10 protein-coding genes are annotated in these 13,016 nt (G+C 62.5%); 4 read left to right on the top strand and 6 right to left on the bottom strand.

The annotated features are described in order from the left end of the window. Nucleotides 1–171: 171 nt before the first annotated feature. Entirely contained in the window at nucleotides 172–1,560 is a 1,389-nt protein-coding gene (locus B8446_RS10525; protein WP_048849398.1) for a hypothetical protein, read from the top strand. Nucleotides 1,561–1,674: 114 nt separating this feature from the next. On the opposite strand, the gene B8446_RS10520 is transcribed toward B8446_RS10525, so the two are convergent. After that, nucleotides 1,675–2,463, bottom strand: coding sequence for an alpha/beta hydrolase (locus B8446_RS10520; RefSeq protein WP_158507570.1), 789 nt, complete (start codon nucleotides 2,461–2,463; stop codon nucleotides 1,675–1,677). A 322-nt stretch (nucleotides 2,464–2,785) separates the two neighbouring features. Here B8446_RS10520 and B8446_RS10515 point away from each other — a divergent pair, with 322 nt between their 5' ends. Next, nucleotides 2,786–3,505 (top strand): FMN-binding negative transcriptional regulator, encoded by a 720-nt coding sequence (locus B8446_RS10515; RefSeq protein ID WP_048849395.1) that lies wholly within the window; start codon nucleotides 2,786–2,788, stop codon nucleotides 3,503–3,505. Here the strand turns inward: B8446_RS10515 and B8446_RS10510 are convergent. Both B8446_RS10510 and B8446_RS10505 read right to left on the bottom strand, forming a co-directional pair. After that, nucleotides 3,495–4,964, bottom strand: a complete 1,470-nt coding sequence (locus B8446_RS10510; protein ID WP_158507568.1) for an APC family permease — start codon at nucleotides 4,962–4,964, stop codon at nucleotides 3,495–3,497. The two genes, B8446_RS10515 and B8446_RS10510, sit on opposite strands and share 11 nt — an antisense overlap. Beyond that, entirely contained in the window at nucleotides 4,961–6,517 is a 1,557-nt protein-coding gene (locus tag B8446_RS10505; protein WP_048849391.1) for a S9 family peptidase, read from the bottom strand. The genes B8446_RS10510 and B8446_RS10505 overlap by 4 nt, the downstream gene beginning before the upstream one ends. A gap of 635 nt (nucleotides 6,518–7,152) precedes the next feature. On the opposite strand from B8446_RS10505, the gene B8446_RS10500 reads away from it, so the two are divergent. Both B8446_RS10500 and B8446_RS10495 read left to right on the top strand, forming a co-directional pair. Continuing rightward, a complete protein-coding gene (locus tag B8446_RS10500) occupies nucleotides 7,153–7,947 on the top strand; it encodes an AraC family transcriptional regulator (RefSeq protein WP_158507566.1) in 795 nt (264 codons plus the stop codon). An 85-nt stretch (nucleotides 7,948–8,032) separates the two neighbouring features. Beyond that, complete coding sequence (locus tag B8446_RS10495) at nucleotides 8,033–10,324, top strand: TonB-dependent receptor (protein WP_048849388.1); 2,292 nt, start codon at nucleotides 8,033–8,035, stop codon at nucleotides 10,322–10,324. A gap of 308 nt (nucleotides 10,325–10,632) precedes the next feature. On the opposite strand, the gene B8446_RS10490 is transcribed toward B8446_RS10495, so the two are convergent. From B8446_RS10490 to B8446_RS10480, 3 genes are all read right to left on the bottom strand, one after another. Then, nucleotides 10,633–10,992, bottom strand: coding sequence for a DoxX family protein (locus tag B8446_RS10490; RefSeq protein WP_048849387.1), 360 nt, complete (start codon nucleotides 10,990–10,992; stop codon nucleotides 10,633–10,635). Beyond that, complete coding sequence (locus tag B8446_RS10485) at nucleotides 10,992–12,461, bottom strand: efflux transporter outer membrane subunit (RefSeq protein ID WP_048849386.1); 1,470 nt, start codon at nucleotides 12,459–12,461, stop codon at nucleotides 10,992–10,994. Before B8446_RS10485 ends, B8446_RS10490 begins: the two co-directional genes overlap by 1 nt. Beyond that, on the bottom strand, nucleotides 12,458–13,016 hold a 559-nt coding region (locus B8446_RS10480; protein ID WP_048849385.1), incomplete at its 5' end, for an HlyD family secretion protein. The genes B8446_RS10480 and B8446_RS10485, both read right to left, overlap by 4 nt.

Below are 13,016 nucleotides of genomic sequence, written 5' to 3'. Positions count from 1 at the left end.
GCAGGAAACACATAGGAAACAAACGGAAGCAAAGGCCAGCGTAGGATGCGCTCGTCCCAGTGTGTTTCCGGGAGGCAGACAGTCTACGTCACGTCGAACCGATCATGCCAAAATTGCTTCATGTCGGTCGCCGTCGCGCGGTAGGATTCGGAACCGCTGACAGGATGAACCATGGCCTCACATGAACTCTCGGGACTGATTCGCTACCTCGATCAGGAGAATTGGCAGGACTGCTTCGCCGAAGTGCTTGGCGATCACATCGGTCCGGCGCTGGAAGCAGGCGACATCACGTTCGAGGATCTGGCGGAGATGATCGGCCCTGACGTCGCCATGACGCTGTGGGGCTGCGCCTTCGAGGATTTTCTCGGGCAGGACTGGGATAACGGCCGGAATTTCGTCGACGTCTATCTGAAGCGGCGAGGCTGGAAAGAGGGGCCGCGGAACAGCGCCTATATGCGCGCACTGAAAACCTCGGTCATGAGCCTGTATGAAGTCTCGGACATCAAACCCGGCAAGAGCCTGATGGCGCGCGACCTGCTGCGGGGTGGCGAGCCGGTTCTCGTGCAGGAAAGCACGGCGACCCGGACGCTGAAGCCGTGGGACCGGATCGCCGCCCGTCTCGTGCCAGCGGATGGAAAAATGATCCTGGCGGGCGGGTTGTTGCCCTATTTCCCGGCCGCCTGTGAGGATCTGTCAGCGTCTTTTTACAACGCCTTGCGCAAGCGCCGCGGCAAGGCGGCGTTCCCGAAACTGGATACGGAGACGCTGCGTGAACTTGCGCCGGCCTTCACGCTGACCTGGTTGTTCCGGACCATGGAGGATATGGCCCGGCAGATGGAAGGGACGTCTCAGCTCCTCTTCAACAGTGACGGTGACGAGCTTCTGTTCCATGAACTTCGCTACCCGCTTGCGAAAGGGGTGACGCAGAAGGCCGTTGCAGCAGTGCTGGATGCTGTCCCGGGTTTGCGGCCGGAGAGCCGGACGTTCTGGAACTGGCTGGAAAACCATCAGGGGTCAAAGAAGGCGTTCCGACCGCAGGGACGGGCGAAGGAAGGGCTTTCCCTGACCAGCGAGATGGATGACGGCGCGACGGTGCTGGGCACGCTGGAACTGAAAGGGCGGCAGCTCCTTGTCGGCGTCAACTCCCAGGAGCGGGCGGCGCGTGCACAGGCGATGCTGGCCGGGGTGCTGGGCGGTCTGATCGGGACGCCACTGACGCAGATCATGACGCCCGGCCAGACGCTGGCCGAGCGGGAGTCACGGACCGATCTGGAAAATGATCGGGAAGTGTTGGGCCTTTCGCCGGAAGACGAGGCCCGGCTCATCGGCGAGGTGATGGAGCGTCATTACCGGCAGGTGCTGGGCGAGATCGTGCCGGCCCTCGGAAATCTCACGCCGCGCCAGGCGGCGCGCACGGCGGCTGGCCGGGAAAATCTTGTCGCATGGCTCAAATCTCTGGAGAACAACGCCGCAAGGGTCGGGGCCGGACAGCGCGGCATGGCCGCCTATGATTTCACTTGGATGTGGCACGAACTCGGCGTTGCGAAACTCAGGAAATAGGCTGCTTTCGCGCTATTGCAGCCTTACAACCGCCCGTTGTTTCGACAAAAGCACAAACTTATCGGTGCGCACGAAATAATGCTGTTACGTCTGCGATGATCACAACGAACACGCTTATGGCCCCCAAGTTTTTAACCACTTGCACTGATCGTCGACTGCATTCTTTGCGACCGCCGCCATTTCGAATGCTTCAATAAACGAGTGGGTTGTTCCCGGATAAACTTTTGCGTCGACGTTGACGTTCGCGTTTCTAAGCTTCTGCGCGAATGTAAGGTTTTCATCTCTTAACACGTCGCACTCGGCAATCGTCATGCTCACGCGGGGCAATCCGGCAAGGGATGCGTGCAAGGGCGATGCCAGCGGGGACGATCGCATGCCGGGGTCATGAATGTAGCGTGACCAGAACAGCTCCATCTCGTTTGCTGTCAGCATGTAATCCGGTCCGTCATACAGGGAATACGACGGCCGATCGGTCTCGCTATCGAAAACGCCGTACGTCAGCATCAATCCCGTGAGAATATTTTTTCCTGCATCGCGCAGAGACAGGGCCGCCGCGACGACGAGATTGGCGCCAGCCGAATCTCCGCCCGCGAAAAGCGGGAGTCGCGCCAGAGCTGGAAACCGTTCTGCATCACGCAACGCCAGGATGCCATCAATGACCTGATGCAGGGCGGTTGGAAAAACGTATTCGGGCGTCAGTACATAGTCGAATCCGACCACGACCATACCTGCCCCTGTGGCGTAGGCGCGCATGAGGCGGTCGTGTGTATCGAGGCTGAACATCGTCCAACCACCGCCATGAAAATATGCGAGCACGCCACGTGCATCACCGGGAGGGGTGTAGATCCGCAGCCGCAATGCCGGCGCGATATCCTCCAGGACGATTTCCTCGATCCGCGCCATGTCGCGTGGCGGCGCGGTATGGAGGCATCGGCGGACTGCCTCAGCCTGAGCGCGGGCGGCAGACGGCGTCAACGTCTCGAAGGCGGCCAAGCCGCGTGTCGCCTCCGCCATCCGGTCGAGAAAGGCGCGGACGCCTGGATCGAGGGACGCACGCGTCATCGGACAAAAAACTGGTCGGTCATAGGTCAAGGGTAGCATAGAGACCCCGCACGTCGCTTCCACGCAGGACAAATATCCGCGCGGCTGGGCCAGACACGGCAGGACTTCGCTTGTGCGACTGAACACGCCCTCGCGCCCACAGCGATGATGCCGGCATGTCAGTATGACGTCGCACCTGGCCCGTGCCCGCATGAATCCGACCCGCGCGCAGCTTCACGTCTGGCCGCGTCATGCAAGAGTGCACGTCATGTTCGCACCCGATCCTTATCGTTGTGATGATCCGCACCGGCTGTGGCCGTTGATCGAAGCCATCCGCCTTGGCTCCGTCGCCTGCTGCGACGCAAAAGGCGCGATTGTGGTCAGCCATGTTCCTATCGTGCTTGATCGCACACGAGGTCCGCTCGGAACCCTCATCGGACACTTCGATCGCCGTAATCCTCACTGCGCGGCCCTGGCGCAGGCTGACGAGGCGGTCGTGTCGTTTCTCGGGCCTGACAGCGGGGTTTCGCCCGACTGGTACGGGACCGCGCCGCGCGTGCCGACCTGGCTGTATGTGGCAGTGCAGGCACGCGGACGGGCGACGATGGTGACCGATGTCGCCGGACTGCGCGATAGCGTGGTGCGCGCGAGCGTTTTGGCGCTGGCAGAGGGCTCGCCATGGTCGGCCGATGGCGTGGAAGACTACATGGCGAAACTGCTGCCTCACATCGTCGGATTTGAAATTCCGCTGCACCGGCTTGAAGGGCAGTTGCGGCTTGCCCAGCAGAACGGTCCTGACGACCGCGCCCGGGTCGAGAGAGCGCTGAGCGCGGGCTCGCTGCAGCAGCGGCGAATGGCTGAGGCCATGCGCCGGTTCGCGGACGACCTGCCGGTCATGGCGTAAGCCTGCGCCCGCTGCGCATCATCCGTTCGATCAGAATGGCGCCGGCGACGATGTAAGCGCCCAGGAAAATCAACGGAGCCGGATGACCGGTCGCCGCCTGAAGCGTGAGGTCGGTCACGACGACCCCGATCATCGTGCAGCAGACGGCGAAGGCCGCGACCGGGACGATCCCGAACCAGAGCCCCCAGCGCGCGACGCCACCCAACGGTATGCGAAAGCGTCGCGGCAGGTCGGGTTCGCTGACACGCAGCCGCATGGCACTCAGCGCAACACCGGCGAAGGCCGCCATGGTGCCGAGGCTGACCACATCCGCTAGGATCGAGATCGGGAACAGGGCTGCAACAACGCCCGCGGCAAACGCGGTTGCCGCGATTCCAGCGCGTGGCGCGCCGGAGGTCGTATCAACCCGCGCCATCCAGCCCGGCAGAACGCCCGCACGCGCCATGGACAGGCAGATACGGGAGTGTCCATAGGTGTTCACCAGCATCACCGATCCCAGCCCGGCCAACGCACCGACCTTGATAAGCGATGAGAGGCCGGAATATCCGATCGCACTCATGACCCGTGCGACCGGGTCCGGCACGTCGAGCTGCCGGTAGGGCACGATGCCGGTCACCACGAGTGCCACGGCGATATAGAGCGCCGTGCTGACAAGTAATGTCATGATCAGGCCGAATGGCACGTCCCGGCCGGGGCGGCGTGCTTCGGCCGCCCCGTTGGCGACGGCATCGAACCCGAGATAGGCGAAGAACACGATGCTCGTCGCCCGGACGAGGCCGCTTGGCCCATAGTGGAACGGGCCGTCCGACGGCGGCAGAAACGGATGCCACAACCTTGGATGAACGTGGCTGAAGCCCACGACGAGAAACATCGCGAGTACGCCGATCTTGACGGCGACCAGTGCCGTATTGGCGTGAGCGGTCACGCGTGCGCCGAACATCAGGGCAAACCCTGCAAGCCCCAGAGCAAGCATGGCCGCGATATCCGCACGTGGGCCGGTCGACGATGCCGCGCCGTGCGCGGGCGCTATGGTCGCCGTCACGAGGGATTGCGGCATGGACATACCCATGTCGCGCAGCAGGCTTTGCAGATAGGCGATGAAACCGGTTGCGACCGTGGCACCCGCGAGCCAGTATTCCAGCATCAGCATCCAGCCGACCCAGAGGGCCGGACGGGGCCCGAATGCGCGTGCGGCATAAAGATAGGCCGCCCCGGCTTCCGGCATGGCGGCGGCGAGTTCCGCATAGCACAACCCGGTCAGCAGACACCCCGCGCCTGCCAGCAGGAACGCGATTGTCACGGCGGGCCCGGCATAGTCGGCCGCCGCCACGCCGGGCAGGATATAAATCCCGGCGCCAACGACGCATCCAATACCGAGCAGCACCAGATCGCGTGCGCCTAACGTGCGGTGGAGAGCGTTGCCGCTGGCATGCACGCCGGATCCAACAGGCAGGCTCATTGCACCAAAGTCCCACGCAACCATGCCAGTACCCGGGCCTGCACGTCGGTTTCAGTTGCAGAAGACACCGATCCCCCAAACCAGTGCGGTGCCCCGGCGTAGGTCACGCGTTCCACGCGACGCCCGCGCGCCCGGAGCGCATTGAACAGCATCCGGCTCTGCTCCGGCGGTACGCGCGCATCTGCCGCGCCGTGCATCAGCAGCATCGGAATCGTGATCGCATCGACGGCGAATAACGGCGAATGGGCGTCGTAAAGCGCGTGCTCGCGGATCGGATCGCCGAAATACGGCGGGAGGAATCCGGTCGTGACGTCTGTACTCAGCGCCATGGCCGAAAGCTGGGTCGGCCCCGCGCCGTCGATTGCCGTGCGAAAGCGGTCGCTATGTCCGGCAAGCCAGGCCGCCATGAACCCGCCATAGCTCCAGCCGCCGATCGCGATACGTCCGGCAGCAGCCGTGCCATCGCGCTCCAGCGCATCGATGCCATCGAGGATATCCTGCGCATCGACCCCGCCCCAGTCGTGCACGGTCGCACGGGCGAATTCCGGGCCGCGCCCGTCCGATCCGCGCGGGTTCGGCATGAACGTCGCAATACCGTTCGCCGCGAGCATCCGCGCCCAGTCGTGCCACGATCCCAGCCATCCGTTCGGCCAGGCATCATACGGGCCGCCGTGGATCTGCACCAGCAACGGCACGTTCCGCGTCGCGCCCGGCGGCAAAACGATCAGACCGGACAGCGCGGTGCCGTCCTTGGCCCGCCAATGGACGATACGCTGCGTACCGAGCGGCCAGGCGTGAACCTGAGGATCAAGATCGGTGACGCGTGTGGCCTGTCCGTGACGCACCACCCAGATGTTGTCCGGATCATCCGGCCGGCTCGCGATGACGGCGACCGTCCCATCCTTCGTCATCGAAAAATCGTAAGGTTCGCCGCCCAAAGGCGTCGTCGGCGTCACGTGGCCGGTCCCTGCATCAACATGGGCGAGCGTGGGTGTCATATCCTCGATGCCGATCGCTGTCAGCCCCCTGCCGTCCGCATCCCAGTGCAGCGCGCGCAGGGACCCGCTCCAGTCGGCGCCGATCGGATGGGCGGTGTGATCGTCGCAGTCATAACGGCGGATCTCGCCTGAAATTCCGTCAGCGGCGAACACGCCATAGACGATATGGCGTCCGTCCGGCGAGAAGCCTGGGTGAACGGCGGTCGCATGGCCGGGAAGACGCGCCAGTTCATGCCCATCGAGATCTACGACCGTCATGTGCGAGCGATACCAGAACGCATCCAGGCTGGGATCGTCGCTGCTGCGTACAAGGATGCTTCGGCTGTCCGGCGCCCAGGCGGCATCGAATACCGCAGGGTCCGCGATGGTAAGCGCATGCGCTCGGCGACCATCAAGCGGGACGAGAAACAGCCTGGCGCCCTTCTGCCCGGATGTCGCACGAGCACCGGAAGCAGCGGGGTGATCTTCACGCGTTACCAGGACCAGGAGCGTTTTTCCATCAGGTGCCCAACGGAATGAATTGATGTTGCCGGGCGGCGTGGCGAGCGAGCGCACTCTCGCAGGCCTCTTCGCTCCCGGAGAGCCTGTGAGCCACAAACGTGCGGTCGGCCCACCATGGGTGCCAATCCAGGCGAGCGTCCTTCCGTTTGGGGACCATTCTGGCGCGTGATCGCCTGAAAGACTGCCGGGAAGGGCAACCATACGGCCGGAGGATGTAGTTGCGCTTATCCAAAGTCGACTCTTAGGCGGCTTATCTGGAGGGGCTGCGTCATCCAGTTCGAACACAACCTGCGTTCCATCAGGAGACAGGACGACGTCCGCCGGGTGCCGCAGGTGAGTGATTGCATAGGGGGTGATCGGATTTGGCGATATCGCAGGATGTCCGATGGCATCGCCGCCGATCAGCATGCCTGCCAGCGCAAATACCCGGCCGGCGGGGATGAGACGCCGGCATACGTGCGACGGTCGGTGCAGCATCAGGAGAATCCCTAGGTCGATTTACTCGTGCCGAGATTTTCATTGCGATTGTGACTTGTCCATCCGTGCAGGGACATGCATGGCCTCAATGGCCCTTTCAAGATGGCTGTTGGCCCTTATGGAAAAGACGCGGGGTCGAAACATTGATTACGTTTCAAACTCGGAACGTAACGTTTTGGGGCGGCAGGATCATGACGGAGGAGGCGAAAGTCGTGATATTCAAACGAAGTGCCGATCTGCCATTCAGCGTCCAGCCGGTCGTGGGACTCGAAGATCGTTACCCGTCCGGTTTCAACGATCCGTTGCATGCCCATGAACAATGTCAGCTCGCCCTCACGCTGTCGGGCATGATGACCGTGATGACAGCGGAGACGAGCTTCATCCTGCCGCCGTTTCGCGCAATGTGGATCCCAGCCTCGACCCACCATCAGGTGACCACCCGAGGCGCCGTGGTGTTCAACACGCTCTATATCGACAAGTCGCTTCGGGCCTGGGGCAACCACTGCCGCGTGTTCGACACGACACCGCTGGTTCGCGCGCTGATCGGCGAGATCCTGCATTTCCGCCTGCCTTATGCCCCGGACAGCCGTGAGGGACGTTTGACCGCGCTTCTGCTGGACGAACTGGACCGGATGCCTGATCTCAATCTGCAGGTCACCATGCCGTCCGATCCGAGACTGGCCCGGGTGTGCCGGACGATCCTGTCCGATCCGTCCGATACATGCGATCTCGATCACTGGTCACGGGAGGCAGCGATGGGACGACGCACCTTCACGCGACTGTTCCGGCAGCAGACCGGCATGGGGCTTGCCGCCTGGCGGCAGCAGGCGCGGATGGTGGAGGCCATCGCCATGCTCGAACAAGGAATTTCCGTTACCGAGGTCGCCTACAGTGTCGGTTACGACAGCCCCAGCGCCTTCAGCGCCGTCTTTCGACGCATCTTTGGTGCAGCCCCCAGTGCCTATGCTGCGAACAGAGCCGTGCGCACCGCCTCTACCATTATCTGACGCTGATTTTTTTAGGAAGGATCGCCCAATGTCTTGCAGGGTCCGGGCCGCAACGCGCCGCCTTCTCACAGCGGGTGTTGCTACCATGATGGCATCTTCCGCGCTGGCACAGACGCCAGTCGCGTTGCGGCATGCTCGGGCTGCCCGTTCGACGACACGTCCGGCGACGCATCCCGGCACGCGCCCGGCGACGCAGGCCGTTCCCGGTGTTCATACCGGTTCGGGAACCCCGGATCACACTGTTGATGCCGCCCCGGGAGAGGCTATCACGGTTTCCGCCACGCGTCGGCGCACGACCACACATGACGTCGCCAACTCCGTGACTGTGCTCACAGGGAAAAAGCTCGAACAGCTCGGAGCACAATCCTATGAGGACTACATCAAGCTCATTCCGGGGGCGACGTTCACGCCGACCGTCCCCGGCATCTCGACCATCACGTTTCGTGGCATTTCCACGACGGCTGGTCTCGATCAGGGGCAGGGCACGACGGGGTATTTCCTGAACGACATTCCTCTGACCGAGCCGGGATTCGCGATCGACATTCCCAATATCGACACGTTCGACGTGGCCCGTGTCGAGGCGCTGCGCGGGCCACAGAGCACACTGTTCGGATCGGCGACACTGGGCGGCGCCATCGACTACATTCCCAATCAGGCCGATGCGTCGAAATGGGACGCGGCCGCGCAGTCGACCATCGACGGCATGCCGGGTCACGAAGTCGGCTATGGCGAAAAAGGGATGATCAACATCCCGCTTATCAAGGGTAAACTCGCCATTCGCGGCGTGCTCGATTATCGTCAGGATCCCGGATACATCACCAATCTCGGTGTCGGGCGCAACACGAACACGACCTATACGCGCAACGCCCGCGCGAGCGTCGTCTTCACGCCAGTGGACGGCACCAAGATCGCCTATACCTATCTCGGACAAAGCGTCCAGGTGTCGGACGACCCCTATTCCGAACCCCAGGCTCTGGGCGATTACACCAAACAGCGCGGCATTACGGAGCGCGTCTATACCCAGACCCAGATGCATGAACTTCGGCTCGATCAGGAACTGCCATTCGCGACATTGTCCGCCATGGGCGCATTCCTCCGCAAGGGGCAGAGCAGCTACTGGGATGACACACCCTTTTTCGGACAGGTCGTACCTGGCCTAAATTCACCGACCTACGCGCCACAGGACGGCGACAGCAAGTCAATGTATTACGAGGTGCGGCTGGCTTCCCATCAACATAGCAATTTCACCTGGCTGCTCGGCGCTGCATTCTACGAGACGTGGAAACGGATCAGCGCGCCTGTGCTGACACCTGGAATCGAGCCTGCACTTGCCGGAATTTACGGACCAGGACTTGCGAGTCAGCTTGTATCTCAGGGCGACGACTGGGAAAATCCGGATGTCGCGAAGTATGACGGCACTGAGAAGTCAATCTTCGGCGAAATGTCTTATCGCTTCTTGCACGACTTCACTGTGACCGGCGGCGCGCGCGTGTTCAACATGTCACAGAATTCCTCAAGCGAGCTCGGCGGCTACGGCGCCTATCTCGATTATGGCACACTGTATCATCGGGGTGCTTCCACCGTCTCACAGACGAGCGCGCTGCCAAAATTCTCAATCAAATACGAGCCGAACCGGCAGGTTATGGCATATTTTCTCCTGTCCGAAGGCTACCGGTTCGGCGCGCCCAACACCAATCCGATCAACCCGAAATATCCGACACCTGCAGGCACCAAGTCGGACAGCCTGATCAACTACGAGACGGGTGCGCGCTTCAATCTTTTCCATAACCATCTGGTTCTCGAGCCCACACTCTACTGGATTGACTGGAGCGATATGCAGACGCGCCTTTCGCGTCCGGACGGTATTACGTACGGCGCGAACGTCGGCAGCTCAACCAGCAGAGGTTTTGAATTCACCGGCACATGGTTCACGCCGCTGCCCGGCTTGTCGCTGAATGTGAACGCGACATATGATGACGCGCATACGAACCATACCATCACCGAGGCATTCGGCACCGTCATCGCTAAAGGATCTCAACTCGCCTCAAGCCCGAAATGGCAGTTCAGCGAAATCCTCAGCTATCAGAGCGATACCCTGCCTTTGCATCCGCTGTTCTCAGTCGTGCATCACTATCAGGGCAGTGCGCCCGGTTTGCTCGGCAATTCCTTCCGGATTGGGGATTATAACACGGTCGATGTCCGGGCCACGGGAACGTTCAAGACGCGAATTGGCACCTCGTCCGTCAGTCTCTACGTCAACAATCTCAATAACTCGCATGGCGTGACGATGGGCTACATCAACGGTGCCCCGACGCTGGACCAGATTTACTTGTTGCCGCCCCGCCTTATCGGCATGACAATGAACTGGCATCTTTGAATTTTTTAGAACCAGTCTTCATCTCCATAGTCGTGGCAGAAATTTGGAGGCATGTAATGTGAGGAAGTACGAAAGTCCGATCGGCTGCCTTTATGCGCGCAGAGCCTACATGCGTCCTAACACCACAAATCCCCTGTCGGCTTAGCGGAAATAGAGCGGACAGGCGGCTTCCGCCTACTTCTCGGACGCCAGAGCGCAGCTGCACGCTTTCGCATAGCGGACATGCAAAAGTCTCCGTCAATCCGGGAGCGGCTCAATTTTTAAAACCGGATCCTCGCGCGAGGCTTTTCGTTCGCAATCGTTGTTCGTTAGAGGCTTGCGATCACGAGGCCTCCGATGACGCTGAGATGTTCGAGAGCCGCCTGAACGGCCTTTCCATGAGCGGGGCCGCCAAGCGACCAGAAAGGGTAGGCGATCGGAATGGTAGCGATGGTGAACAGCCCGAGCGCTGCCGCGCCGATGCGTCCCCAGCCGGATGGATCGATCAAGATGGCGACCGTCCCGGTCAGCTTTAGTGCGATGACGGCCCAGATCGTGATCGAGGGCAACGGCAAACCAAAGCTACGCATCTCCTGCGTGGCCGCATCAAGATCGAGGAGACTCTGTACCGCCGTGCCCCAGAAGAAGGCGGTCAGGGCCAGGCGGTCAAACAGGGTAAGGACGGACATCAGCGGCTCCTCGCGAAAGTGGGCTCGCCTATCGCAGGGACATCCTGCCACCCGCCTCCAAGCGCCTTGTAAAAGGCGACAAGATCGACCGCGCGGTCACGATCGCTCTGCGCCTTGAGGGTTTGGGCGCGATACAGCGTCCGCTGTGCGTCCAAGACTGTGAGATAGTCAGTGGCGCCGACCCGATAAAGACGCTGCGCCACGTCAAGAGCATGCTGTTCCGAGCGCGTTTCGGTCTCCAGCATGTTGCTACGATCCTGGGCGCGGGCGTAGGCCGACATGGCCGTTTCGACATCTCGCAAGGCGTTCAGGACCACTTGTCGGTAGGCGGCATAGGCCTCGTCCGTGCGTGCCCGTTCGCCCGCGATGCGGAAACGCGTCCGCCCGGCATCGAAGATCAGCCAGCGCACGGTCGGACCGGCCTGATAATACAGACTGCCGCCGGTGAAAAAGCGATCGGCGTTCAGGCTCTGTAATCCGGAGACGCCCGTCAGGTAGAAATGCGGGTAATAGTCGGACGTAGCGACGCCGACCCGCGCATTGGCTTCCTGCATCCTTCGTTCCGCCGCCCTGATGTCGGGACGCCGCCGGAGCAGATCCGACGGCAGGCCGGGTGGCGGATCCCGCATGGCCTGCGGCAGCGAGCCTGCAACCTCCAGACGATCGATCAACGTCTCGGGCGGATGGCCGGTCAGAGCGGCTATACGCGCGACATCCCCCCTGATTTCGGCGAGAGCGACAGGAATGTCGGCCCGGACGTCGGCGGTCTGCGCGTCCGCGCGCAGCGGATCGAGAACCGGCGAGAGCCCTGCCGACAGGCGCACGGCGGCAAGGTGGGCGGTATCGGCTTGGGCGTCGGCATTGGATTGCGCGATCATGAGGACTTCTTGCGCGCCGCGCAGGTCCAAGTAGGCACGGGCGATCTCGGCGATCAGCGTCAGGGTGGCATCGCGCCGGTTCTCGATCGCCGCCTGATAATGGCCTTGCGCCTCCTCGATCTGACGCCGAACGCCACCGAAGACGTCGATCTCCCATGATGCATCGAACCCAGCCTGGAAGATATTGCTGTGCACGCCGCGTCCAAGCCCACCCGGGCGCACGCCCGTCGGCACGTTCTGGCTACCGAGATTGCGCGTGTAGGCACCATCCGCATCGACCTGCGGCAGGAGCTCCGCGCCGGTGGCGCCCGCCAGTGCCCGCGCCTGCGCCACGCGCGCATTGGCCTGGGCGATGGTGGGTGCGTCGGCCAGCGCCGTCCTGACAAGGTCGTCGAGCGTCTGGTCTCCGAAAGCCGTCCACCACCGCATTCCCTCGTCGGGCAGTTCGCCCGGCCTGGCGTCCGTGAAACGGTCCGGCAACACAGGATGGGCTGCGTGATAATCCGGCCCGACGGTGCAGGCGGTCACGAGGCTCGGCAGCAGGAGCAGGAGGCCACGCGCGTCGCGCGGCCGGAGCCGGCGGGCGCTCATTCGAACAGCCCCAGCCAGTGCGCTTGCCCGGCAAAGAAGACCTCCGTTTCCACCGACATACCCGGTGCGAGGAGCGCGCCCGATCGGGGCAACTCGTCAAACACGATCTTCACCGGCACGCGCTGCACCACCTTGATGAAATTACCGGTCGCATTCTGCGGGGGCAGGAGTGCGAAGCGCGAACCCGTGCCGTCCTGAAAGCTGTCGACGTGAGCATGCAAAATGCGACCTCCAAGCGCATCCACGCGCACCAATGCCTGCTGCCCGACCCGAAGCGGCGCCAGCTCCGTCTCACGGTAGTTCGCCAGAACGTAGGGTGCATCGGGCACGAGCGAGAACAGAACCTGCCCCGGCTGGACGTAATCACCGCGCTGGGCCGTCTTGTTCGTCACCCGGCAGTCGCAGTCCGAAGTGATCCGGGTGTAGGAGAGCAACAGCGCCTCGCGTGCCTCGCTTACGCGCGCCTGATCGACACCGACGGCAGTCGTCTCGACCTCGGAGCGCGCCAGTGCCTCCTGCGCCGTCTGCTCCTGCACCACCGACCGGGAGGCCGAA

The sequence above is a fragment of the Tanticharoenia sakaeratensis NBRC 103193 genome, from assembly GCF_000963885.1.
Classification (GTDB): Bacteria; Pseudomonadota; Alphaproteobacteria; order Acetobacterales; family Acetobacteraceae; genus Tanticharoenia; species Tanticharoenia sakaeratensis.
The sequence above is the reverse complement of the archived record's forward strand: the minus strand, read 5'-3'. Positions and strand labels throughout refer to the sequence as shown.